The sequence below is a fragment of the Bacteroidetes bacterium endosymbiont of Geopemphigus sp. genome (assembly GCF_002904345.1).
GTDB lineage: Bacteria > Bacteroidota > Bacteroidia > Flavobacteriales > Blattabacteriaceae > GSPS2-BC2016.
This window is the reverse complement of record NZ_PEIH01000005.1, coordinates 576,924-599,845: the sequence shown is the minus strand read 5'-3', so window position 1 is coordinate 599,845 and position 22,922 is coordinate 576,924. Positions and strand designations below refer to the sequence as shown.

The following is a 22,922-nucleotide window of genomic DNA, read 5'->3' as shown; positions in this document are numbered from 1 at the left end:
GGCAGCCTCTCCTTGTTCACAAGGAACAGGTAATACTCTCCCAGTCTCTTTTATAATATATTAAATACTTTATGCGCAAATAGTGTACTTCTGTCTTCTATACTTACTATAAAATCACTAAAGTCTTCATTAAAAGAACCTTTATTCTTATTGGTGACATGTAAACGTATTCTTCCGTTAATTCTATAAAAGTCGTCTTCAGGTATGGTAAAATCTCCGATATTTTCGTTATATCACTATTTCCCTCTTATAGGAGTAAATTTAACGCGTATTGATTTTCCGTCTTCCCAACCACCTTTTCCATAAGTATGTAAAGCATGATATTTTGCTGAGAAAATTACGAAGAAGAAGTAATTTTCTTTTATTCTAAGGTATTTTTTATTCTTTTCCATGGATCCCCCTTCAAAACAATCTTTACCTGTATTCCATCTCAAAGTTTATGGCTTGAACTGATCATTTTCCCTGCTTTGATTGCCAATTCTGATATCTCCGATGATATCCATCTTGCTCTCTGGAGTCTTAGGTGCCGATTCCTATCTATGTGCCTGCGTAAGCGTAGCTAGAAGAAGTAAAAAAGTAAATAGTTTCATCAAAAATACATTTTAATTATTACCACAGTAAATTAGTAATAAAAAAACAAATTAAAAATAATAATTATTATATATATAGATATCTATTAGAATTTTTTATCCCTTTAATTAAGATGTTTTAGGTTCCTGGCCTATTTGATGGGTTCTTATTTCAATTTTTCAGAGATTAAGAATCGTATGCGCGATTAATAAATTTTGTTTATTCAAACACGACTCTAAATAAATACTAGATTAGTATATATAATATTTTTGCAGATTTACTCAAAAACGCCTGAATTTTTTCTTTTTAACGGCAGGTAATCTGTCTTTTTCCCGTTAAGCTTCTTGTAAACCCTATATATTGAGACTTAATTTAAGCAGGAGAATCATTAAAAAATGTTGTAAATTTTATTTCAGAGCTTAGAAGCAGCTTTTTGCCTATATTTTTATATTATTTCAAGCTCTGAAATATCAGAAAATTCAGCCAAAAGTACTTTAAAAGCCTTTATATTTTTCATTGCCCCGGCTAAATTTGGTGGAGCTGGCGGGATTCGAACCCGCGTCCATACAAGCAACTTAACAAGCTTTCTACATACTTATCTCTTCATTGATTTTCAACCATCTACTGAAGAAGAGCATTCTATAGAGGCCTTATCCTCGTAAAATTTTGGAAAGTTTCAGAGGAATTAACTTTCCTAGCCTTTCTTTTACGGTACTCCTTGATCAGACGCCGATAGGCAGGGCTTCTGAGGAATATCTCACCTCGACATCTAATGTCAACATGGCTTTAATTCTTGCTAAACTTCAGAACTAAGCAGCGAGAGCATAGTTTTCGTTGCCGTTTGTGTTTTGTGATGCCAGATTTACGTGCTTGCTTCACATGGCACAGTATGCTTACTTATTTATTGACCTTGCTGTCAAATCCGTTTCAGCCCCTTAAAATAAATAATGTTTAGAGAACACAAATCTAAGTTTTTTATATAACGTAGATGTAAATTTGGCGTAAATTATTTTGTTCGTTTACAAGAAAAATATATTATGGTGCTTGGGATGAAATTTACAAGACAATATATCAGTATTGCTTTGGGTGTGGTAAGTGCGGCTTTCGGTATGGAAAGCTTTTTACTGCCAAATTCCTTTATAGATGGGGGCATTACCGGAATCTCATTACTACTCGATAAAATTACTCCTCCTTTTTGGTCTTTACAATTTTTTTTAGTTATTCTTAATATTCCATTTATTATCCTTGCGCTCAGGCAAATCGGAAAAGGCTTTGCTCTGAGAACCTTATTTGCCATTCTAGCTCTCGCCCTGGTATTGACTTTTATCGATTTTCCTTTAGTAACAAAGGATAAATTATTGGCCTCGGTATTTGGCGGCTTTTTCTTAGGAGCGGGTATAGGGTTGGCTATACGTGGTGGAGGTGTTCTTGATGGAACAGAAGTATTTGCCGTTTATGTCAGTCGTAACATAAGTCTTTCGGTAAGCGATGTGATCATGCTTATCAACGTAGTTATTTTCCTTGTAGCTGCCATGATACTCTCGGTTGAATCAGCTCTATACTCGATTCTTACTTATCTGATCGCCTCAAAGACCATAGATTTTATTATTAACGGTATAGAAGAATATACCGAGGTAACCATTATAACCGCCTCTCCTGTTGAGGTACGCAATATGATTACTGAAAAACTCGGTTGGGGAGTGACCATTTACAGTGGTAAAAGCGGTTATAATCTTAAAGAATTGGAAATTTTATCCACCATTATTACACGTTTGGAAATCGCTAAGCTTAAAAGTGAAGTGTCCTCCATAGATGTCGAAGCTTTTATAATTACACAAAGCATCAAAGATATTCGTGGGGGTATGGTAAAAAAACGGCCTCTTCATTAAGTAATGGTATGACATCATAAAGCATATTATCACCAATGTTTCATTAAAACCTTATTATTAAGTTATATGCGATTATTTGTCTTTTTATTTTTTTACCTTTTTTATATTTTTATGCGCAAGAGTCCGCGACAGAAGTCAGCGGGCGTATATTAGATGAGCCCCTTTCAGATCCCTTTCCATATATTCGCATAGAGCTTAAAGATCTAAATGGTCGAATCACAGCTGAAACGCTCAGCGATGAAAAGGACATTTTTCATTTGAAGAACCTCTCAAACGGAACGTATGTTTTGCAAGTTGGAATGTCTGGATTTCAGTCGTACAGCCAGAAGATAGAGATTTTTAATAAACCCATTGTTTTAAAAGATATTTTTCTAAAGGCCTACGCCTCTGATGAAGTCGTTAAGATGGAAGAGCGTACTACCATAGTTAATAAAATAGACCGTAAAGTAGGTGAACGTTGGAAAAGACTTTATATCGGCAGGTTCTTCAGCAACTGATGTGCTTAACAATATCACACATCTCGGTAAACGTAGTACCAACAAACTGGTGCTTTAAGCCTCCAGGGGGATTCTAATGCTATGGTTCTCGTTGATAGAAAGCCTTCGAATATACCCTGCCGAGCAACTTTTAAAGCAACTCTCCTCTCTCCTCGGATGCTATAATAAAGTAGCGCTTATCACTTCTCCTTCGAGCAAATATAATTTTGAAGGCGTGTCATGGTATAATTAATATTATCTTAAAAAAGAGCAAACGAAAAGGCTATCATATTAATTTGAACAGTGGGTTGACCTTTCAAAACATATGTCGTACAACACCTCTGTAAGTACTAATCTTAACATAGGAAAATTCAATTTTTTCACTAATTACGGCTATAACAAAGCTCGACGTCATTATAAGATGACCGGTGAGCGTCTGGATCGAAACTAATTTTATGAAAGTCTTTCGACCTTGATAAATGAATTTCATTTTATTAAAGCCGGTTTTGATTATATTAAGATGAAAAAAATGAACTCACTTTTTCTAGTATGCATACTATTTTGCCTTATGATGGAACTGAGAAAAAATCTTTTACTTTTTACAGAGATGGTAGTAGGCTAAAAGATCATTCTTTTTCGGAAAAGAACAACTCTTACAATCAGAACTACAGTTTAAATTTTAAGCATAGTTTTGAGAAAGAAGAGCACGAGTTGATTTTCGACGTTATTTATTTACAAGCTACCGATTGGCTGAAAGAAAATCGAAATTTCAAGGGAATAAATGCGCACCACCGGAAGGCTCAACTTGATTATACTTTACCGCTCTCAAAAGGCGCTAAGCTTGAAAACGGCTTGCAATACAGACGAAATAGTTTTAGTAATGATCGTCACACTCTATTTTCTTATTAGATTTCTCCAGGGATATTTATTCGGGATACCTTACCTATGCTTCTAAGTGGGAGCACTTGGGATTGCAGTTAGGCCTTAGAGAAGAGTAAGTTCAAAGGAACATACATTATTTGAATCATCTTTCAAAGCTAAAAATCTTTTTCTCTTTATCCATCGGTGCATCTTATCTACGATATCAATGATAAAGACCAGTTTTCTTTAAATTACACCCGAAGAGTGAGTCGTCCTAATAATGATATGTTAAATCCATCACCGGACTCTTCCCGACGAAATATTATACTTATAGGAAATTCCGATCTTAAGTCGCAATATGCAAGTTCGATAGAGTGGAATTATATGCGTCGATTTAAAAAAGGAGATCTTAACTCTGGCTTATTTTATCGCCATACAAACATGCTATGCATCGTATATTTAAAGCGAATTCTAGTGCTGCTGGACCTGATCCTGGCATATTGACTATCATCGGTTGGGGTAATTATGGAAAGCAGCAGTCTTATGGTATAAAAATCATGGCACTTATAAACCGTTTTCATGGTAGTCTGTTAGCGGAGGTTTTGAACTTTATAATTCATATATTGATGGATTTCACGACTTAAGCTCTCAAAGGCTTAACCAATGGGATTTAAATACTGGAAACAGATTTAAACTTTTCTTTGCAGGGTTATTTTAAATCTATTTTTCAAGTCAATATAACTCTGCGCGCCTCTGTTTTTCAGGGGAAAAGCGACTTTACTCTTCGTTTAATCTATATACTTAATACATTTCGCTTTAGATCTAAAGTTGACCATACTTACAGACAAATAATTAAATTTAGTCCTCCGCAGTTTCCGGAAATATTTGTAGGATTTTTTTATAACATGGGTGGAAAAATTAAAAAAGTAGAATTTAAACCTGTTAACTCAGGAGAAGGAAAAGCACCTGTTGACATAGGATTATAAAAGCGGCTGGTGGGCCGCTTTGTTTTCTATAAGCGATAGCTTTCCGTAAGTAAGAGCATCGAAGGTCGATTATCAATAGATAATCTTGTATTGAGACTTTCCTGAACAAATTTGATTTCTGAAGGACTCACGCTCGTTTCCCAACGAAAATAAAAACTCAATCTTGAGAAATCTATGCCTACGCCGACTTGCAAACCCATATTGAAATCGCTTCCCTTATAATTGCTTATGTTTTTAAGAGTAGCTTTAGAGTTTAAGTTGAATGAGAGTACTGGACCGATATAAAGGCGTGTCATAACAAATGGATAAAAACCTACAAGCATGGGCAAGTCCAGTTTGGAAATTTTCTCTTCGAAAGCTTCATTGGAAGAAGTTTGGTAGTTACGGGAAAATTTTGTGAATGAGAGTTCCGGTTGCAGATGAAGCAAGGGTAGTGAAATGCGCGCATAACCTCCGATTTGCCAGCCGATGTTACCGCTGCCTTTATCGCTGTAAAGCTTTCCGATTTCTTTTAATTTTCCTTTAAAATTATAAAGCGTTCCGCCTTTAAGACCATAAGAGATCCTCTGCGCGCTCACTGATAAACTTATAAAGATGACGAGCAATCCCCATTTAATTTCTTTCATAAGAATTGATTTTAATTATTTTTAATAATATTTGAACGAATTTTTTTAAATAAGTTAGAAGAGTACACAAAATCTAACACAGATTCATTAGTAGTTGTTAAAATTTTATTAGAACTACCTTCCCATTGTTTAAAGCCGTTTTTAAGAAAGATAATTTTCTCTCCGATCTCCATTACTGAGTTCATATCATGGGTGTTGATAACCGTGGTGGTGCTGTATTCCTTTGTAAGCTCCTGAATAAGTTGATCGATAACGATGGCTGTTTTAGGGTCCAGTCCTGAATTGGGCTCATCACAGAATAAAAAATCTGGATTGTTCACAATGGCTCGCGCTATAGCTACGCGTTTTTGCATGCCTCCTGAGAGCTCAGAAGGATATTTTTGATGAGCGCTCTCAAGTTTCACTCGCTCAAGTACTCGGTTAACATTTTCTTTCATTTCTTTTGGGCTTTGCTCTGTGAACATCTTTAAAGGAAACATCACGTTTTCCTCTACGCTCATCGAATCAAAGAGAGCACTTCCTTGAAAAACCACTCCTATTTTTGCTCGGAGTTTCCTCCGCTCTTCAAGATTCATAGCGTTGCTATCGATTCCTTTATAAAAGATTTGTCCAAAATCGGGAATGAGTAGTCCAAGTAAACATTTGACAAATACCGTTTTACCCGATCCGCTTTGTCCGATGATAAGATTGGTTTTTCCTTCCTCAAGGTCTATTGATATACCCTTAAGAATTTCTATATCTTGGAAAGATTTCTTTAAATCACATACTTTAATCATCAGCTTAGCATCATTTGAGTGATAACCAAATCCAAAACGATTATAAGAACGCAGGTCCATACCACGGCCTGTGTGCTGGCTTTGCCTACCTCGAGCGAGCCGCCTTTTACATAATATCCAAAAAAAGCAGGTACTGTAGCGATAACAAAGGCAAAGACTATGGTTTTTGTAATGCAATACCAGTAAAACCATGGAGTTTCTTGCATTTGCAGACCTGTAATGTACTGAGCGCTGGCCCATTTACCGGTGAGTTCACCGGTAAACCAGCCTCCAAAAATTCCCAGTGAAAGGCTGATTAGAATTAATATCGGATTAAAAAGTACACAGGCCGTAACCTTAGGCAGGATTAAAAATGAAACAGAATTTACCCCCATAACTTCCAAAGCATCGATTTGCTCAGTAGTACGCATAGTTCCAATACTAGAGGCGATGAATGAGCCTACCTTACCAGCTAAGATGATTGATATTATAGTAGGGCAGAACTCAAGAATCAAGATCATTTTTGTGGCATGTCCTATGTAGTCGTTGGGGATAGGAATAGTGGCTTGCTTAAGGTTATTGTACATCTGTATGGCTACTACGGATCCCATGAATAAAGAGATGAATGCGACAATACCCAGCGAGCTGGAACCTAGATTGTCGATCTCACGCAGGGTCATTTGTAGGTAAATTTTCCTTTTTTCAGGTTTTTTGAACACTTTTCCCAAAAGCAGAAAATATTGACCGATGTTTCTTAGAGTATGCATATCAGGTTCTTTAGCAAAGGCTAAAATAAACCTTTTGGCACAATGCTGATTTTTAGACATTTTCTTAACGGAAAATATAATTGATTTTGTATAATTTGCTTGGTAAAAATCTTCATGTCATTATACAATAAAATCATTAAAGAAGGCCTTACCTTCGATGACGTACTGCTCGTTCCTTCATTTTCTAAGATTTTACCCTCTGAAGCTTGCCTGCAAAGCCCTCTTACTTCTGATATTGTACTGAATATCCCCATTGTAAGTGCAGCTATGGACACAGTTACCGAGGCTTCGCTTGCAGCTGCTCTTGCCAGAGAAGGTGGCTTGGGGTTTATTCATAAGAACATGACTATTGCAGAGCAAGCAGCTAAGGTGGATCGTGTAAAACGTAGCGAAAACGGTATGATTGATGATCCTGTCACCCTTTCGCCTGAGTCTACCCTTGGGGATGCGCATCGAATTATGACGCACTATCGCATATCGGGTCTACCCGTCATAAAATCCGACCGGACTTTGGTAGGGATTATTACCAACAGAGACATTAAGTATCGCACAGATCTTGACACCTATGTGGAAGTGGTCATGACCAAAAAAAATCTGATTACTTCAGGAAAGCATACTACTCTGGAGCAAGCTAAGGAAATTTTATTGCAAAATCGTATTGAAAAATTACCTATTGTCGATGAACTGGGGCGTCTTTTTGGCCTGATCACAATACGAGATATTGACAGTCTTGTAGAGTATCCTCAAGCTTGTAAAGATCATCGTGGAAGACTGCGTGTGGGTGCAGCCGTAGGTATAGCCGATGATACTATGGAACGTGTCAAAGCCCTTATAAAAGCGGGTGTAGATGTTATTACCCTGGACTCTGCTCATGGCCATTCCATTGGGGTATTAAAAAAAATTAAAGAGATACGTTTGGCTTATCCTAAAATTGCCCTGGTAGGTGGAAATATTGTTACAGCCGAGGCCGCTAAGGATCTTATAGAGGCCGGTGCCAATATTCTAAAAGTAGGAGTGGGTCCAGGTTCTATATGTACAACGCGGGTAGTAGCTGGCACAGGCATGCCCCAGGTTACGGCTATTAACGAGGTATATGAATATGCTAAAATCAAAAAGGTCACTGTAATTGCTGATGGGGGCATAAAGCTATCAGGAGATATTGTTAAAGCCATTGCCGCAGGTGCGGGATGTGTGATGATCGGTGGCTTGCTGGCAGGCGCTGATGAGGCCCCGGGTGAAGAAATTATCTATCAGGGCCGAAAGTTTAAAACCTACGTGGGTATGGGCTCATTGGCCGCTATGAAACGCGGAAGTAAAGACCGTTATTTTCAATCTGGAAATAAAAAGCTTGTTCCTGAAGGTATTGAAGCACGTGTACCTTATAAGGGAAAACTCTCTGATGTTATTTATCAGTTATGTGGCGGTTTGCGCTCTGGTATGGGCTATTGTGGAACACCTACTATTGCCGATCTTATGTTAAAAGGACGTTTTATAAGGATCACTAATTCAGGTTTGCAGGAAAGTCATCCGCATGATGTGATCATCACCAAGGAAGCACCAAATTATTACCAGTAATTTGGTATCTTAAACTTTATATCAACTAATTTTTTAAGCATGAAATGTTTTCAGAGGCTTTTATTTGTATTTTTTATAGCCTTGTTTTTTAGTTGTAAACCTGTTGCTATTGCACTTTTGTGCCCATTAGGCAAATATGGAATTTCAGGAGAGGTAAAGTTTGTACAAGAAAAAAATGGAAAAGTCTTCATGAGTGCTTTCGTGAGCGGCTCCGGTCGGGGAACTCGGGCTATGCATATTCATGAAAAAGGTGATTGCAGCGCAGCAGATGGAATCTCTTCCGGTGGCCACTGGAATTCCACAACATCACCCCCCCATGGAAAATGGGGGAGTGGGCAGTTTCATAATGGTGATATTGGCAACCTCTATATCAACACGAAGGGTAAAGGTTTTTTATGCTCTAGTGACTGATAGATGGTGTATAAAATGTAATGATCCGGAAAAAATATTGTAGGAAAATCTGTTATTATACATGAAAAACAGGATGATTTTACTACTCAACCCACTGGCGCCTCCGGTTCCAGAAAAGGTTGAGGGGTAATTCGTTTAATTTAAAAATTATTTCTCTGTTCGTATTTATCAAGCAAAACCTGTATTAGTTTATTTCATTTATAGCCTTTTTATAGAAAGTTTCCTTGTACTTTTCTCTTGTTATAAAAAATACCTTTCCCTCCGGCGGAACTTCCAAGAGGTGTTTTAAGACTGGGCGCAGATGAATCTTTTCAACCTGTCATTCAAGAACAAATCAAAGTTTTTTTATCTCAGAATCCTGATGTTAAAATCAAGGTTATATACAAACGTGAATCCAAATGCATTCGAGATCTTTTAGATAATTGCATACAGATGATGATTATTTCAAGGGGATTGACTCCTAAAGAGGAAACTTTCATGCAAGCGAAAAATTCTTATTACGTGCCTAAATTTGAGCTAATATCTTATGATGCATTGGCCGTTATTGTTCATCCAAAAGCTCTTAAAAAGCGATTTAAAATAGAAGAGCTTCGTTCTTTGTTGAAGGGTAATAACAAGAAAAGATAGCAGGCTGTCATGGATGAGACTAAAGCTACCGCAACGGTACGCTATTTGCTTGATGAGGTAGTCAAGGCTTTTTTTTCTAAAGAGGTTTTGGGAGCCAAAAGTAGCAAATCGGTAATAGATTACGTAGCGATTCACCTTAAAGCTATAGGTTTCGTTGGGTTAAGCTGACTGATGAACGAGAAAAATTCTCAATCCTTGAATTTTAAAAACGATCAGTGTAGCTGCCTTGAAACATATAGATTCTCCCGAGAAGAGGTTTTTCTGCAACCTTACTAAGCCAATATTATCTCTGGTAGATATCCTTGGATACGCCGCATATATTATGTCGTTAAAGAAAATTGTGCTGGTATTGCCCGAGGCTTTGCCAATTTTATGCGTTATGAAAAAGGACAGCTCATCTTTAAGAAATCTCAGTTAGCTCCTGTTCGAATACCCTTTGTTGTGAGAAAGGCACGAGACTTAGATTATCCTTTTTAATTTCAGCACTATTCCGGTTTTAGGTATTTTATTTTTTATTCAGCTCCAATAAAAAAGAGTTATACAATAAAACCTCCATTCACATAAGAGAAGTGAAACTTGAGGATATCAAAATAGAAGGATCTAAACTTCCACCTTTACCACATTAACCTCGTGAGGTTAAATAGCTTTGTAAGCAGGCTGTAGAAAAATTCACACCTCCTAAAATAGTACCGGATAATGAAGTCAAGCCTCAAGAGATTCGTCCAAGGCAGGAAGATGTTAGAGATCAAGCTATCGGAATAAAGAAAATTGAAGGAATAAAGGGTGTTGATCTACCATCACCTCCGGTTCCTAACGTTGGAGACTCTCAGACTTCTAAAGGTGAAGAAAACCCTTTGTCAAATGTTGAAGTCGAAGCCAGATATCACGGAGACTGGAGAGGATTTTATGTAATACACTTGAATATTCTGAAGAAGCTCAAGATGAAGGAATCCAGGGTTCTATCATCCTTCGTTTCTTAGTAGATATAGATGGAACAGTTAATAATGTAGCGGTTGTCTCCGGACCTAAAGAGTTAAGAAAAGAAACTGAACGCGCCATAAAAAAAAGTGGAAAATGGATTCCCTCTGAACAAATCGGAAAAAAGGTAAAGACCTATAGAATACAGATGATTACTTTCCGTTTAAAAGAATAAAAATCATCGTCTTAAAACTAGAGCCACTTACTAAAAAAGTGGCTTTTCTTAATCTGTATCTTACACTTTTTAAGTGATTAATATTTTCCCCGTATATATTTTTTATAAAATATCTTGCTAAGATTCTTAAACCAGTTACTAGAAGCGTAATCATCACTATGATTTGTGTTTTACTGCAACAATTAATACGTGCTATAATTTGACTTTGAAAGTAACGTAAGGTAGTAACTTTTTACAGTACTATATTTAATAAAAAAAGATGTCTCTGATGAAATCTTGTCCCAAATTTTTATTGATCTTACCTGTGATCTCTTTCTTTTGATAAGAAAGATCTTCTCGAAGTTCAGGGGATTTTAACTTTATATATAACACTTGATCTTTTATCGAAATTTTTTCAGTATAACGTTCGATAAGCTCTCCCATAATTTCTCCCCATGAAAATTTTGCTTTAGCTGCCATAAAACCTTCTTGTAAGCCTTGTTTAGCGAGAAAAAGACGCAAAACCTCTTTGAGAGTCTGTCCGTTTTTTTTCATCTCTTCATCTCAAAAATTTTATTTACGTTGTTCATTCTTCCCATGACTTCGCGCATGCACTCAAGGTGAGTATCGGAAATGAAAATCTATCCAAAGTATTCTTCATTCACAAATGTTACGAGATGATTAATGCGTATTTCATCGAGTTTGTCGAAAATATTATCCAGCAGAAGAATTCGGGAGGTATTTAATTGTTTTTTTATAAAGTCAAATTGCACCAGTTTTAAACAAATTAAAAAAGATTTTTGTTGTCCCTGTGAGCCACATTTTATAGATGAATCTTCAATTAATAATTCCAGATCATATTTATGAATACCCACTGAGGTATATTCTAGTGTAAGATCTTTTTGAAGATCTTCTTGTAATGACTCGTACAGATTTCGACTGCTTAATGTGCTTTTATATTTTAAAGACACCTTTTCGTCTTTGGTAGAAATTTTTTCATAATGCTTTTGAAAATATGGCAAAGTATTGAATGATTTTTTCTCTTTTGATAAATTTCACTTCCCGTCTCTTCCATCTGGTAGTTATATATATCGAGAATCTGATGGTTTCTCGTGAAATTTTTCCTGCGAATTTGCTTAAGCAAGCTATTGCGCTGAAGAAAGATTTTATAATAGCTTAAAAAAAATTGAAGATAAGTTTTGTCGGATTATGAGATGAAATTATCCATGAATCGTCTGCGCATATCGCTACTCTCGTTAATAATGCTTCGATCATAATGTGAAACCACTACCAAAGGATATTTTCCTATATGTTCTGCCAGGCGTTCGTAGATCTTGTCATCTTTTTTTAAGATCTTTTTTTTCTCTTTTCAGAGCACAACTTACCGATTCTTCTTGCTCTTTTCTATTAAAAAATCCTTTAATCAGAAAAAAAATCTTCTCTAAAATTTATATTTTTCTGATTATTTAAGCTAAAAAATCTTTTTCCAAAGGCTAAATAATGAATGCTATCTAAAAGAAACGAAATTGAGCTTAGATGAAAATTTAAAGGTTTTTTCTTTTAAATTTTTGAAATGAAGCGTATGTATATTTTTAAGAAACAACTGTTTTTATTGATCATCTCAAGCAAATTTAGTGATAAAATCACCAGCAACTTATCAAATAGTTCCATTGTTTTAGATGAAAAAGCTAAATTTACCCGGTTTCAATCTAATAAGATGTTTAATAAAAAATCATCTGAAAGCAACCGGGTCTCTCAGGAAGTTTTAAAAAAAATCAATCAGGTGACCTATAACTCTGAGGTCTTTTTGCTGCAAAATTCTAAAAAACTTTTTTTTGTATTAGGTGTTTTGTTGTTAATTATCATAGGATATTTCGCCTACAGTAAGTTTTATGTAGAGGTCCGTCAGGAAAAAGCGCTAAATCATCTTTTTTATGCGCGGCAATATTTTTCGCGTAACGAAATAAAAAAAGCTTTAGGTGGAGATCCTTCTTTAACAAAAGGAGGGTATATGGGTTTTGCTGACATTATTGAGAATTTCTCTTCTACTCCGGCAGCTAATATTGCTCACTTCTATGCAGGTCTCTCAAATTATAATTTGGGAAATTATGAAAAAGCTCTAGAATTGTGGAAAGGTTTTTCTGCTAAAGATGAATTTCTTTTTCCTATGAAATACGGCATTATGGCAGATACTTATGTTCAGCTTGATAAGAATAACCAGGCTCTTACGTATTATATAAAAGCCGCTGAAGCTAGAGATAATGATTTTACTACCCCGCTTTATTTTCATAGGGCCGCTATGATATCCTTTAGTATGGGGAAATATGATCAAGCAAGGAAGTATTTTATTTATCTCAACGAGAGATATCCTAAAAGTGCTTTTGCCGAAGAAACAGATAAATATTTATCTTTGATGGATGCTGAATCACAAAAATAATTTTATCCTTTGAAGTTTTCTCCCTCTTATACACATAAAGAACCTCTTGATATAGTCCATTTCAGATTTGGTATCATTACTGCTTCATGGAATTACGATATAACTGAAAATCTTAAAAAAGGTGCTTATGAGAAATTCATCACCCGGGGTGTTCGTGAGGGAAATATTTTTCATTGGAAAGTGCCCGGTAGTTTTGAGCTTGTTTATGCAGCAGATAAGATATGTAAAACACACTCTATAGATGCACTTATAGTAATAGGTGCTGTCATTAAGGGAGAAACTCATCATTTTGAATATATTTCTCAAGCTGTATCACAAGGAATTAAGGACATTAACCTTCGCTATGATGTGCCTGTTATCTTTTGCGTGCTTACTGACGAAAATAAGCGACAATCTCTTGATCGCTCTGGAGGAAAGAAAGGAAATAAAGGAGTTGAGTGCGCCGATACGGCTATAGAGATGGCGCTTTTTAGAAGATCCCTTTTTTTATAATCTTTAAAGTCTCTTTTGCTGCAGATTACCTATGTCAGATATTATACGACTGTTACCTAAACATGTAGCTAATCAAATTGCCGCCGGAGAGGTAGTACAGAGACCGGCTTCGGCTGTAAAAGAATTGATTGAGAATGCATTAGATGCTGATGCAAAATTAATTGAGCTCATCGTCACAGAGTCGGGAAAATCTCTCATTCGTGTAATCGATGATGGCAAGGGTATGAGTCCTGCTGATGCTCACAGGAGTTTTGATCGGCATACTACCTCTAAAATACAGAGCGCAGAGGATCTTTTTAAGATCCAAACGATGGGTTTTCGTGGAGAAGCCTTAGCTTCCATAGCCGCTATTGCACAAGTAGAGATTTGTACCCGTAGGGAAAGTGACGAGCTAGGAATTTGTTTGCTTATTGAAGGAAATGAACTTAAACAGGAGTCATTTGTACAATCTAACAAAGGTACCTCTGTTTCGGTAAAAAATATTTTCTACAATGTTCCGGCGCGAAGAAATTTTCTTAAGTCACCTCAAGCAGAGCTTCGTCATATTTTGGATGAATTTCATAGATTGGCTCTGGCACATCCGAAGATTCGTTTTCGGATGTATAATAACCAGCAACGTTTTTTCGATCTCTCCCCCGTATCACTTAGGCAACGTATCACAGGAATTTTTGGACATAAAATCAATGAACAACTTATTCCGGTGAGTGAGCAGGCTGGAAAAATTGGTCTGGAAGGCTTTGTAGCCAGACCTTCTCATTCAAAAAAATATCGTGGTGAGCAATTTTTTTTTGTTAATCACCGTTTTATTAGAAGTCCTTATCTGCATAAGGCTATTTTGGATGCTTTTGAAGGACTCTTGCCTGCAGCTTATCATCCTTCCTATTTTATTTTTTTAAAACTCGATCCCGAGCATATTGATATTAACATACATCCCACCAAAACCGAGGTCAAATTTGATGATGAAGGAACGATATATGTAATTCTTCGTGCTGCTGTAAAACGTGCATTGGGCCAATACCAGATAACATCTACTTTGGATTTTGAAAAAAATATGGTCTGGGAACCCACTCTTTCTAAAGATAAAGCTCTTATCAAGACACCTAAAATCACTGTCGATTCTGGGTACAATCCTTTTAAATCTGGTGATCATATACTGAAAAAGATGCCTGTTAAAGCGAAGAAAATTGTTTCCACCCAGAACCTTTACGAGCAAATCCGTCAGTCATCTATAGCCTGGGAGCAGGAAACGTCGGATTTGGAGGTCCAAATGCTTTTCGATAAAGAGATAGATGGAGACATCCTAGCCTTTCAATTGCATAAAAAGTATATTCTGAGTACCCTACACTCAGGACTTATTATTATCGATCAGCATCGCGCCCACGAGCGAATATTATATGAATATTTTATGCGTTTGCCTGATAAAAAAAATGTGGTTAGTCAAAGGTTTTTATTCCCGGTAGTTCTTTCTTTTTTAAACACTGAATTGATTTTTATTCAATCATTTGAGAAAGATTTACACCTCATGGGCTTTGTATTGAGTTTTCAGAGGGATACGCTTTTAATAAAGGCTGCTCCTGGCAACATGGATCAGAATCAAATTAATGATTTTTTTCAGGAAATACTCTCAGGTGATACTCCCGATGTGTCGAATCATATGAAGTTATTGGTCCGTACTATGGCCCGTACTATGGCCCGTACTATGGCCATCAAACATGGACTGGCACTAGGATTAGATGAGATGACTCATTTAATTCATGAACTTTTTGCTTGCAGTCAACCTAATTGTACACCTTCAGGAAAAGCAGTTTTTATTACTGTAAGTTCCGATTTTATTGAAAAACAATTTAAATGAATACTATTTCTTCACGTTCATCTTCTGATGCGGTTAAGCATCTCATAAGCATTAATATTGTAGTATACGCAGGAATTTTTGTGTTTTCGCGTTATGGCCTTGATATGTTACTGGCCTTGTACAATCCTTTCGATGTGAGTTTTGAATTTTATCAGCCCTTAACACATATGTTTGTGCACTCAAGAGAGCTGTTCGTACATATTCTTTTCAATATGCTAGCTCTTTGGATGTTTGGGGCAAAGATGGAGCAAATTCTGGGAAGTCGTAAGTTTTTAGTCCTTTATTTTATTTCTGGAATCGCGGCAGGTCTTTTTCAAATTTTTTTTAATATGGGTATTATTTATAACTATGCCGGAACTCTGGATTTCTCTCAAATTAGCCATGACGAAATTCTCTATAATGCCCTAAGCGATAAACAGCGTGCAGCTTTGCAACTAGCTATGTACGCTCCCATGATGGGTGCTTCTGGTGCGGTAGCTGGTGTAGTAGGCGCCTTTGCTCGTTTTTTTCCTGACAATAAGATTTTCATTATGCCTTTTCCTTTTCCGATAGCGGTCCGTAAAGCGCTTATGTTTTTTGTCGTTATAAGTTTGGTATTAGCACTTTTTAATCTCTCTTCCGGAGTGGCTCATTTTGCGCATATTGGTGGTACTATAGCTGGCTATAGTATTGCAGGTTATTACTTACGCGGGGCGCTTTAAAAATCCTTGAAAATGATTTTTTAAGAAAAAACTCGCTTTTTATCTACTGATATAGTGAAAAAATTCTTGCAATCAATATTCTGATATATTTGATATCTACCTTCCTTCATTTAGATTTTCTTCGTTTGGATTTTGCGCTCTCAGTTCATTGGAATTATATCTTAAGGCATTTCTAGAGTATTCTTACTTATTCGTTTGTACACTATACATGTATTTCATTTATTATTCAATTCTTTGTTTTTATGGACTGTAGGACGTGCAGTTTTACAGTCTCTCAGGTTTACCTTTTTTAAATTTTATTTAACAGGCGTTCTTGGCGCAGCCTTAGTCTATTTATTAGGCATGTTACTTGACAGGTCAAACTTATATTTATTTGTATAGTTCTTTAGCAGCTACTGTGTCGCTTTTTTTTACTTTAGTTTCCTATAAAATTGAACGTTCTTTTCTTATTCCTGTTCTTGGGAAAATTCTTTTAAAACATATCGCTTTGTTTTTTTTGTATAGATTTTTTCTATTATTGAACAGTTCTAATACTGGAGGTCATCATTCTCATATTGAGGGGAAATAGTTGGCTTTTTCTATATGAAGTTTTTTGAGCTGGGAAAAGATCCTTTCGGTAGTTGGCTATTTCTTTAAAAGAAAGATAAATTTAGCAGATTTAGCAACTCTGTTCAGAAAATTGACCGAATTCTTGAAAAGATTTCTTATTCAGGATACGATGGTTTAAGTCTAAACGAAAAAAATCTTCGTGAAAAGATTCAAAGTATCTCTTTTTCGAGATAAAGTAATCATTTTTAAATTCATCAGTGATAAAATATGTCAAATGATTCCTTGTTCATAAAGTCTACTTGTAAGGCTTACAATTTTTCAGGAGCCGACACTTCTTTGAATAGAACTTTTATTTAAAGTGTCAATTCATTAGCTTATGGTGTTATCAATATTTTTCAGCTTATTGACATTCAAAATATGTCATAATTGTTTTCTATTTTTATGTCAAAACCTTCTTACGAAAATTTATAGTCACTTTCCGAAAATTCATTATAAGGCATGCCCTGATATGGAATTATTTATTGATCTAGTGCATTTGGTTTTTAACAATACTTCAAAGATGTTTTTCTATAAAATAGAAACCATAGTTCAGTTGATTCGCTCTAGAGGAATAAGCATCTATTTCCGCACTCAGCTTCCCGGCGCTAAGGAGTGTTTAATCAATTGATTATTAAAATACAACATGCTTTTCGTTGCTCGAGAGCTAAATATTGGAGAGGGATCTGCAAAGCTGTTGAAAAGTATTCTATTAGCACATTTTATAATATCCCTGAGCTTATTGAATTGCTTGATGTAGGAAAAACATTGATCGCTGTTTTGAATGAAAGAAGGATTCCTGTGCGCTTAGCACACATTTATTTTGTAGTGCCTTCTTTCAATAGGAAAGTATTATTCGAATCAGAATGGGCTACCCTGGATATGCGATTTTACTGGTATTAAAATGCCAGAGCATTTCTGTAATTAGTATAAGCGTTTTTACAGGGGAAACCCTAAAGGACTTTTCTTATAAATTTAAAAGAAAAAGCAAATCGAATCTATAGACCTTTGAAAAGCCATCAGCTAAAGATATTATCTGGGCAATTATCCTATAGGTCTGGTGTCTATTATTTGTACTATTTAAAAATGAACATTGTCGTTAAATATTTTTAGTGTGCGATATGCGATTCTTGATATTGAGAGCACAGGAGGAAAAAGAGGTGAAGAAGGCATCATGGATATTGCTATTTTTCAATATGACGGTCGTGATATTATCGATTGTTTTGCTTCTTTAGTCAACCCCGAAAGAGAAGTACTTCCTTATGTGCAGAGACTCCACTGGTATATTTCCCAAATCATTGCATTCAGCGCCTAAGTTTTATGAAATAGCACGACGCATCATTGAGATCACTAATGGAGCAGTGCTTGTAGGTCATAACGTATCTTTTGATTATTATATACTAAGACTAGAATTTAGTCGACTAGGTTTCGATTATAAGAAAAGCAGGATAGAAACATTAGCTTTAAGCCGAAGATTCTTGCCTGAGGAAAAGTCTTATTCTTTGGGAAAATTGGCGTCTGCTCTTGGTATTTCAATAACTGATAGACATCGAGCTCTGGGAGATGCTCGCGCTACCCTCGAACTTTTTCAATTGCTTCTTCAAAAAGATCTCTCTAAAGAATTGCCTTATTTTCTTATAAAGGAATTCTCTGAAGAGACGATGATAAAAAATGCAAAGCGAATACAGATTCTTACAGATCATTTACCTGAAGGTATCGGTCTTTTTTATTTTTATAATATTAAAGGACGGTTGATTTATATGGGCGCAGCCAGAAATCTTCGTTGGGAAATCTTCAGGTTTCTGAGGCTTTCGCATGTAAAAGGTCTCCTTGTACAAAGTTACATAATTAATGTAGAGTTTACCGGAACAGCTCTTATCGACTTTTTGTGATGGAAAAAAAGAAAAATATTCTCTCAAACCGATGTTTTCTAAATTTTTGTCTGTAGAGTCAGTTAGAGAAATTTCCCAAGAAAAACTTATAAGAAATATTCAGAATTTCATTTCTGATAAAGATCTTTTGTTGCTAGATAAAGGACGTTCAGAAAGAGAAAAATCATTTTGTATGGATAAAAGGAAAAGAAATCAAGAGCTATATAGTTATTACTCTTCATGAATGCTTCCCGATCGTGAAAAATTTCAACGTTTGTTGATTACTTTTCAAAAAAGTACTTATGAAGATAATTTTATAAAAGATGAATTTCTCTTCTCTTCAGGAAAGAGGGTCAAATTTGATCAGTATATTCATAAATATATACTTATGGATATTGATTTACCTTGAAATATTATTTATTTTAAAATAAATACCTGGATCTAAAAAAACGAAATCTCTATATGTGCTATACTTTTACCTATATGAGGATCTGTTAAATAAATAAGTCTGTTTCATTTTTGTTCAACTTCAATCGTAACGATAAAAAAATCCACTGAAAGATTGTAGCTATATTTTTAAATGGGTATAAATATGCTTTAAATGGTCATTTCAAAATTTAAAAGACCTCAGATGACAAGTTTATATAATTTTATAAACCATGCGATATAACCAAAAAAACCTACTCACTTCCTTATAAGGTTACTTATAATTTTGAGTTGTACTCAATTTTAAGTAGTTTCTTTTATTTAGATTTTATAAATCTAAAACTCTTTTAATTTTAAAATCAGCCTTTTAAGACATGTGTCATGGAACAAAAAATTAGTATATTATCTGGATTTGATTTGATGGTTATAAAGAGATTTTCAATAATAGAGTTTTTTATTATTTTTTAACTTCAAAAAGTTATTGTTATTTCTTTTTAAAAAATATTACATTTCTGGGAGTTTAAAAGCAAGATCTATGGAAGAAAATATATCTCTTGATGAAGGAATAAAATCTTCACAAAACAATCCTTACGATATTAAAGCTCGCGATGCCTGGTCTTTGCTTAAGATTATGGCTGAATTTGTGCAGGGTTATGAAAAAATGTCTCATATAGGTCCTTGCGTATCTATTTTTGGCTCTGCGCGCATCCCGTCACATGAAAAATATTATTGCCTTGCCGAGAAGATTGCTTTTTTGCTCTCTAAAAAAGGATTCGGAATTATCACCGGAGGCGGCCCAGGTATTATGGAAGCGGCTAATAAAGGTGCTCGTAAAGGTTCCGGAACCTCGGTGGGAGTCAATATTCGGCTGCCTTTTGAAGCTCATGGAAACGCTTACATCGATCCAGATCGATGTCTTTTATTTGATCACTTTTTTGTTCGTAAGGTTATGTTTGTGAGGTACTCTCAAGGATTTATCGTCATGCCCGGAGGTTTTGGAACACTTGATGAACTTTTTGAAGCGATCACACTCATTCAAACGCATAAAGTTGCTCGTTTTCCTATTCTTTTGGTTGGCACTGACTTTTGGAGCGGGCTTTTTCAATGGATTCGAGAAAGCTTACTTTCGATGAAAAACGTAAGTGAAGAAGATTTGAAGTTGTTTCACATAGTAGATACCCCGCAAGAAGTTCTGGAGCATATAGAGGATTTTTATAAAGAAAATGCTTTTAAGAAAATTTTTTAGATATTTAATTTTCTTAATGGACGTCCATATTTTCTTTTTCTCAATAAAACATTAACTACGCTTAGTAAGCTTGATAAAATTAAAGATGAAAGTAGATGTGCGAATTTCCATAGTTTTTTTTCGATGATGTATTTTCTTTATATCCCCTCAATCCATTTTCATCCAGAAAAATATTCCATGAAATTGAGCATAAAGATTTCATTTTCATAGTATCGCCTGTCCATTTATCTATAATTTAAAGTCAGTAGCTGGACTTGTTTTATATCGTTAAGAGCTATGTCGCTATTGTCAATTACAACTATCCTACTTAGTTCACTTTTTTCTTTAAAATTTTTCATTCTGATCCTTGATATTCTGTTCTTGAGTAATACAGCTAATGTATGAGTATTTTTATTCGTCTGGGTTTTATCGACCATATAATAAAGATTTATCTGATTCATGGAAGCTTCTAGACGGCTCTGACTCGAAAAAAATTCCGAATATCTATTATCTATAGTGTATTTATGGGATTAGTAGACTGAATCGAATAAGGTGTATAATGATAGTGAAGCCAGCAGTAAATAATAAGTCTTTAGTAAAATTTTCTGCCTTTTAAGTAAGGAATAGACCCACTCAACGTTAGAAATATGACCAGCAGAGAATAAATTCATTACTCTAGTATCCACTATTCCTTCTGTAAAAGGAAAATGATGATTATAAGCACTTCATCTTTTCTTATAATAATCTACTTCACCTAGCTATTAATAATAAGTCAGGTCTTCAGGTTTGTAAAAAAATAGAAATAGGATACTGCGTCTCTTTCTATATGAAATGAGATCTTCATGTTTAAGATTAACAAATCGTATAAGAGTAAAGCAATTTTGGCAATTAAACAGAGTAATAGGAAAGAATAAATACATACATAAATTTACCCCTGTAAAGCTAATCTTCTTTAGAGATACGTTTAGAGAAGCTATATGTTATGCACTCAGTTCCTCGGCTTCATATCTCATTGTTAGAGCTGGTATCAGAAAAACAAATATCCATGGATTCAGTTTAAAAAAACGTTCGGAAAATCTAGGTATATATCAAAAATATGATAATTATTGTTGATAATCTACACAAAAAGTCTTCTGATCAAATAAAAAAAGATCAGAACTAAACGTCCAAAAGATCAATTTAGACTAACTAAGAGTTCTTTTTTAAAAAGGAGTCAATGGTTTTTTATTTTTTCAAATTTTTAATCCTTTTCACAATATACGTTATTAAGAGTCCCAAGAGAATCAAACTCCCAAAAATATTTAGCCATAAACGCACAAAATCTGTTTTTAACACAACAGCAAGTACTATACTGATGAGTAAAAGCGTAGCTATTTCGTTCCACAGGCGCAATTGCAGAGAGGTGTATTGGAATAAGTTCTTTTTGAAATCCCGAAGTAATTTTAAACAGCATAGATGATAAACGATCAATAGAAAAACTAAGGCAATTTTTATTTGCATCCATGTACTGCTAAAATAAAAATTCACTTCTGTTAGAATCATTGTTAATCCAGTGATTAAAACCATCCAGGAAGCTGGTAAAATAATGATATTCCAGAGTTTTTTTTCCATATATATATATTGATTTTGTAATATAGATCGCTCCGAATCTTTTTTTTCTAAAGTTTCTATGTGATAAATTAATAAGCGAACAATGTAAAAAATACCTGCGAAATAACTCACTATAAAAATGGTGTGCAAGGCTTTTATAATATTAAAAATTGTAGAATATAAAGTCATTATACATTGAATTGAATGTATATAGAATCGCCCCGTCTCAGACCTAGTAGTGAGCATGCATCTCCTACCGTTCTGGGGTTGCTTTTATAAATAGCGATTTCCAGATGATTTGCCGAATTAAAGAGCGCCAGGCCATCTCCATGGTAAAAAGATTCGTTTTTTATGTTTTTTACTACCCCAGAATAAGAGTTATTGATTTGTTTAAAAATATGTTGTCGGATCTTTATTTCAAAAGTGTGTTTTTTTCCAATTTTATCAAAGAGTGCTCTTGTAATATTAGTTACTGCATTTCCAAAATGGTCTATATAGATTATATTACCTGTGATCAATCCATTTTCTTTTATCTTTGGGTTGAGCTTTCTATAAGATTTTAATTTTTCTATCCTTCGGCCAATTAGTTCAATTTTTCCCCCTCTAAGCAAATGGCAGGCTACTTTTACAAGTAGTTCTTTTTCAGGAAATAACGATAAATCATTAGGGTGACGGATATTGATTTCGAATTTTTTTACCGGATGGTAATCCTCAGTTATAAGTGAAATAATCCCGTTATCGCTACACAGAAAGTAATGTCCTTGAATCATTGCGGCAAGATATCTTGTATGCAAACGAGTATCGTTGTCTATACCTATGATATGAATGCTTTCCTTTGGGAAAGCTTTATAAGAATTCTTTAAAATATAAGCAGCTTCTTCCATATCGAAAGGGTCGATTTCATGTGAGATATCTACTATCGCTGCTTTAGGCAATTCATTATAGATAGCTCCTTTGATTAAAGCTACCGCAGGGTCTTTATATCCCCAGTCTGTGGTAAGTGTAATGACGGCCATCGAGAGCAAAACAATGAAGAGATTTATTCCTAATCTTGTACAGAGACAATAG

General features: G+C 35.0%; 28 protein-coding genes, 1 other RNA gene and 1 pseudogene. 22 read left to right on the top strand and 8 right to left on the bottom strand.

Annotation, left to right across the window (positions count from 1 at the left end):
* Positions 1-1,102 precede the first annotated feature (1,102 nt).
* Positions 1,103-1,505: a transfer-messenger RNA gene (ssrA, locus tag CS842_RS04230) on the bottom strand.
* 114 nt (positions 1,506-1,619) lie between these two features.
* Here ssrA and CS842_RS04225 point away from each other — a divergent pair.
* The 6 genes from CS842_RS04225 (at position 1,620) to CS842_RS06870 (ending at position 4,440) form a co-directional block, all read left to right on the top strand.
* Positions 1,620-2,459: a YitT family protein gene (locus tag CS842_RS04225; RefSeq protein ID WP_241518449.1), complete on the top strand. Its 840-nt coding sequence runs from the start codon at positions 1,620-1,622 to the stop codon at positions 2,457-2,459.
* Between the two features lie 53 nt (positions 2,460-2,512).
* A complete protein-coding gene (locus CS842_RS04220) occupies positions 2,513-2,956 on the top strand; it encodes a carboxypeptidase regulatory-like domain-containing protein (RefSeq protein WP_103327625.1) in 444 nt (147 codons plus the stop codon).
* Positions 2,957-3,260: 304 nt separating this feature from the next.
* Positions 3,261-3,386, top strand: a complete 126-nt coding sequence (locus tag CS842_RS07470) for a hypothetical protein (RefSeq protein WP_265614154.1) — start codon at positions 3,261-3,263, stop codon at positions 3,384-3,386.
* A gap of 98 nt (positions 3,387-3,484) precedes the next feature.
* Positions 3,485-3,844, top strand: coding sequence for a porin family protein (locus tag CS842_RS04215; protein WP_103327624.1), 360 nt, complete (start codon positions 3,485-3,487; stop codon positions 3,842-3,844).
* Between the two features lie 156 nt (positions 3,845-4,000).
* Positions 4,001-4,300 carry an outer membrane beta-barrel protein gene (locus tag CS842_RS07940; protein WP_103327623.1) on the top strand — a complete coding sequence of 100 codons (300 nt, stop codon included), beginning with the start codon at positions 4,001-4,003 and terminating at the stop codon, positions 4,298-4,300.
* Positions 4,243-4,440 (top strand): hypothetical protein, encoded by a 198-nt coding sequence (locus CS842_RS06870; RefSeq protein ID WP_195909928.1) that lies wholly within the window; start codon positions 4,243-4,245, stop codon positions 4,438-4,440. Before CS842_RS07940 ends, CS842_RS06870 begins: the two co-directional genes overlap by 58 nt.
* A 368-nt stretch (positions 4,441-4,808) precedes the next feature.
* Here CS842_RS06870 and CS842_RS04200 read toward each other — a convergent pair whose 3' ends face one another.
* The 3 genes from CS842_RS04200 to CS842_RS04190 are packed head-to-tail and all read right to left on the bottom strand — an operon-like array spanning position 4,809 to position 6,930.
* A complete protein-coding gene (locus CS842_RS04200; protein ID WP_103327621.1) occupies positions 4,809-5,408 on the bottom strand; it encodes an outer membrane beta-barrel protein in 600 nt (199 codons plus the stop codon).
* Between the two features lie 11 nt (positions 5,409-5,419).
* Complete coding sequence (locus tag CS842_RS04195; protein ID WP_103327620.1) at positions 5,420-6,184, bottom strand: ABC transporter ATP-binding protein; 765 nt, start codon at positions 6,182-6,184, stop codon at positions 5,420-5,422.
* Positions 6,184-6,930 carry an MlaE family ABC transporter permease gene (locus CS842_RS04190; RefSeq protein ID WP_103328031.1) on the bottom strand — a complete coding sequence of 249 codons (747 nt, stop codon included), beginning with the start codon at positions 6,928-6,930 and terminating at the stop codon, positions 6,184-6,186. Before CS842_RS04190 ends, CS842_RS04195 begins: the two co-directional genes overlap by 1 nt.
* A gap of 114 nt (positions 6,931-7,044) precedes the next feature.
* On the opposite strand from CS842_RS04190, the gene guaB reads away from it, so the two are divergent.
* The 5 genes and pseudogenes from guaB to CS842_RS07935 all read left to right on the top strand — a co-directional run bounded on the left by guaB (position 7,045) and on the right by CS842_RS07935 (position 10,696).
* Positions 7,045-8,505, top strand: a complete 1,461-nt coding sequence (gene guaB / locus CS842_RS04185; RefSeq protein WP_103327619.1) for an IMP dehydrogenase — start codon at positions 7,045-7,047, stop codon at positions 8,503-8,505.
* 39 nt (positions 8,506-8,544) lie between these two features.
* Positions 8,545-9,039, top strand: a pseudogene (locus CS842_RS07210) (superoxide dismutase family protein).
* Positions 9,040-9,165: 126 nt separating this feature from the next.
* Complete coding sequence (locus CS842_RS04170) at positions 9,166-9,543, top strand: substrate-binding domain-containing protein (protein WP_103327617.1); 378 nt, start codon at positions 9,166-9,168, stop codon at positions 9,541-9,543.
* A gap of 9 nt (positions 9,544-9,552) precedes the next feature.
* Positions 9,553-9,711, top strand: a complete 159-nt coding sequence (locus CS842_RS06865; RefSeq protein WP_195909871.1) for a hypothetical protein — start codon at positions 9,553-9,555, stop codon at positions 9,709-9,711.
* Between the two features lie 712 nt (positions 9,712-10,423).
* Positions 10,424-10,696: an energy transducer TonB gene (locus CS842_RS07935; protein ID WP_103328029.1), complete on the top strand. Its 273-nt coding sequence runs from the start codon at positions 10,424-10,426 to the stop codon at positions 10,694-10,696.
* A 246-nt stretch (positions 10,697-10,942) separates the two neighbouring features.
* On the opposite strand, the gene CS842_RS04160 is transcribed toward CS842_RS07935, so the two are convergent.
* Both CS842_RS04160 and CS842_RS04155 read right to left on the bottom strand, forming a co-directional pair.
* On the bottom strand, positions 10,943-11,230 hold the full coding sequence (locus CS842_RS04160; protein ID WP_103327616.1) for a DciA family protein: 288 nt from the start codon (positions 11,228-11,230) through the stop codon (positions 10,943-10,945).
* Positions 11,231-11,316: 86 nt separating this feature from the next.
* Positions 11,317-11,697 (bottom strand): DNA replication/repair protein RecF, encoded by a 381-nt coding sequence (locus tag CS842_RS04155; protein ID WP_103327615.1) that lies wholly within the window; start codon positions 11,695-11,697, stop codon positions 11,317-11,319.
* A gap of 560 nt (positions 11,698-12,257) precedes the next feature.
* Here CS842_RS04155 and CS842_RS04150 point away from each other — a divergent pair.
* From CS842_RS04150 to CS842_RS04105, 11 genes are all read left to right on the top strand, one after another.
* Positions 12,258-13,112, top strand: coding sequence for a tetratricopeptide repeat protein (locus tag CS842_RS04150; protein WP_195909870.1), 855 nt, complete (start codon positions 12,258-12,260; stop codon positions 13,110-13,112).
* 9 nt (positions 13,113-13,121) lie between these two features.
* Complete coding sequence (ribH, locus tag CS842_RS04145) at positions 13,122-13,604, top strand: 6,7-dimethyl-8-ribityllumazine synthase (RefSeq protein WP_103327613.1); 483 nt, start codon at positions 13,122-13,124, stop codon at positions 13,602-13,604.
* 31 nt (positions 13,605-13,635) lie between these two features.
* Positions 13,636-15,456: a DNA mismatch repair endonuclease MutL gene (mutL, locus tag CS842_RS04140; RefSeq protein WP_103327612.1), complete on the top strand. Its 1,821-nt coding sequence runs from the start codon at positions 13,636-13,638 to the stop codon at positions 15,454-15,456.
* Positions 15,453-16,157, top strand: a complete 705-nt coding sequence (locus CS842_RS04135) for a rhomboid family intramembrane serine protease (RefSeq protein WP_103327611.1) — start codon at positions 15,453-15,455, stop codon at positions 16,155-16,157. The genes mutL and CS842_RS04135 overlap by 4 nt, the downstream gene beginning before the upstream one ends.
* 195 nt (positions 16,158-16,352) lie before the next feature.
* Positions 16,353-16,538: a rhomboid family intramembrane serine protease gene (locus CS842_RS07930; RefSeq protein WP_195909869.1), complete on the top strand. Its 186-nt coding sequence runs from the start codon at positions 16,353-16,355 to the stop codon at positions 16,536-16,538.
* A 544-nt stretch (positions 16,539-17,082) separates the two neighbouring features.
* Entirely contained in the window at positions 17,083-17,373 is a 291-nt protein-coding gene (locus tag CS842_RS07465) for a helicase HerA-like domain-containing protein (RefSeq protein ID WP_103327609.1), read from the top strand.
* Positions 17,370-17,645: a helicase HerA-like domain-containing protein gene (locus CS842_RS07460; protein ID WP_103327608.1), complete on the top strand. Its 276-nt coding sequence runs from the start codon at positions 17,370-17,372 to the stop codon at positions 17,643-17,645. The genes CS842_RS07465 and CS842_RS07460 overlap by 4 nt, the downstream gene beginning before the upstream one ends.
* A 211-nt stretch (positions 17,646-17,856) precedes the next feature.
* The gene (locus CS842_RS06545) at positions 17,857-18,057 is read left to right on the top strand and encodes a PolC-type DNA polymerase III domain-containing protein (protein ID WP_146037450.1); all 201 of its coding nucleotides are present in this window, start codon (positions 17,857-17,859) and stop codon (positions 18,055-18,057) included.
* A complete protein-coding gene (locus CS842_RS04115; protein ID WP_195909867.1) occupies positions 18,041-18,634 on the top strand; it encodes an exonuclease domain-containing protein in 594 nt (197 codons plus the stop codon). Before CS842_RS06545 ends, CS842_RS04115 begins: the two co-directional genes overlap by 17 nt.
* 31 nt (positions 18,635-18,665) lie before the next feature.
* Positions 18,666-18,857, top strand: a complete 192-nt coding sequence (locus CS842_RS04110) for a hypothetical protein (RefSeq protein WP_103327606.1) — start codon at positions 18,666-18,668, stop codon at positions 18,855-18,857.
* A gap of 717 nt (positions 18,858-19,574) precedes the next feature.
* A complete protein-coding gene (locus CS842_RS04105; RefSeq protein ID WP_103327605.1) occupies positions 19,575-20,285 on the top strand; it encodes an LOG family protein in 711 nt (236 codons plus the stop codon).
* A 1,203-nt stretch (positions 20,286-21,488) separates the two neighbouring features.
* Here CS842_RS04105 and CS842_RS04095 read toward each other — a convergent pair.
* Entirely contained in the window at positions 21,489-22,043 is a 555-nt protein-coding gene (locus CS842_RS04095) for a CopD family protein (RefSeq protein ID WP_195909866.1), read from the bottom strand.
* On the bottom strand, positions 22,043-22,870 hold the full coding sequence (locus tag CS842_RS04090; RefSeq protein WP_103327602.1) for an SAM hydrolase/SAM-dependent halogenase family protein: 828 nt from the start codon (positions 22,868-22,870) through the stop codon (positions 22,043-22,045). The genes CS842_RS04095 and CS842_RS04090 overlap by 1 nt, the downstream gene beginning before the upstream one ends.
* Between the last annotated feature and the right edge of the window lie 52 nt (positions 22,871-22,922).

Coding starts and splice junctions, on each gene's coding strand:
- CS842_RS04225 (WP_241518449.1), top strand. CDS start 1,620: ATGAAATTTACAAGACAATATATCAGTATTGCTTTGGGTGTGGTAAGT.
- CS842_RS07470 (WP_265614154.1), top strand. CDS start 3,261: ATGTCGTACAACACCTCTGTAAGTACTAATCTTAACATAGGAAAATTC.
- CS842_RS04215 (WP_103327624.1), top strand. CDS start 3,485: ATGCATACTATTTTGCCTTATGATGGAACTGAGAAAAAATCTTTTACT.
- CS842_RS06870 (WP_195909928.1), top strand. CDS start 4,243: ATGCATCGTATATTTAAAGCGAATTCTAGTGCTGCTGGACCTGATCCT.
- CS842_RS04200 (WP_103327621.1), bottom strand. CDS start 5,408: ATGAAAGAAATTAAATGGGGATTGCTCGTCATCTTTATAAGTTTATCA.
- CS842_RS04195 (WP_103327620.1), bottom strand. CDS start 6,184: ATGATTAAAGTATGTGATTTAAAGAAATCTTTCCAAGATATAGAAATT.
- CS842_RS04190 (WP_103328031.1), bottom strand. CDS start 6,930: ATGCATACTCTAAGAAACATCGGTCAATATTTTCTGCTTTTGGGAAAA.
- guaB (WP_103327619.1), top strand. CDS start 7,045: ATGTCATTATACAATAAAATCATTAAAGAAGGCCTTACCTTCGATGAC.
- CS842_RS06865 (WP_195909871.1), top strand. CDS start 9,553: ATGGATGAGACTAAAGCTACCGCAACGGTACGCTATTTGCTTGATGAG.
- CS842_RS04160 (WP_103327616.1), bottom strand. CDS start 11,230: ATGAAAAAAAACGGACAGACTCTCAAAGAGGTTTTGCGTCTTTTTCTC.
- CS842_RS04150 (WP_195909870.1), top strand. CDS start 12,258: ATGTATATTTTTAAGAAACAACTGTTTTTATTGATCATCTCAAGCAAA.
- mutL (WP_103327612.1), top strand. CDS start 13,636: ATGTCAGATATTATACGACTGTTACCTAAACATGTAGCTAATCAAATT.
- CS842_RS04135 (WP_103327611.1), top strand. CDS start 15,453: ATGAATACTATTTCTTCACGTTCATCTTCTGATGCGGTTAAGCATCTC.
- CS842_RS07465 (WP_103327609.1), top strand. CDS start 17,083: ATGGTGTTATCAATATTTTTCAGCTTATTGACATTCAAAATATGTCAT.
- CS842_RS04110 (WP_103327606.1), top strand. CDS start 18,666: ATGTTTTCTAAATTTTTGTCTGTAGAGTCAGTTAGAGAAATTTCCCAA.
- CS842_RS04105 (WP_103327605.1), top strand. CDS start 19,575: ATGGAAGAAAATATATCTCTTGATGAAGGAATAAAATCTTCACAAAAC.
- CS842_RS04095 (WP_195909866.1), bottom strand. CDS start 22,043: ATGACTTTATATTCTACAATTTTTAATATTATAAAAGCCTTGCACACC.
- CS842_RS04090 (WP_103327602.1), bottom strand. CDS start 22,870: ATGGCCGTCATTACACTTACCACAGACTGGGGATATAAAGACCCTGCG.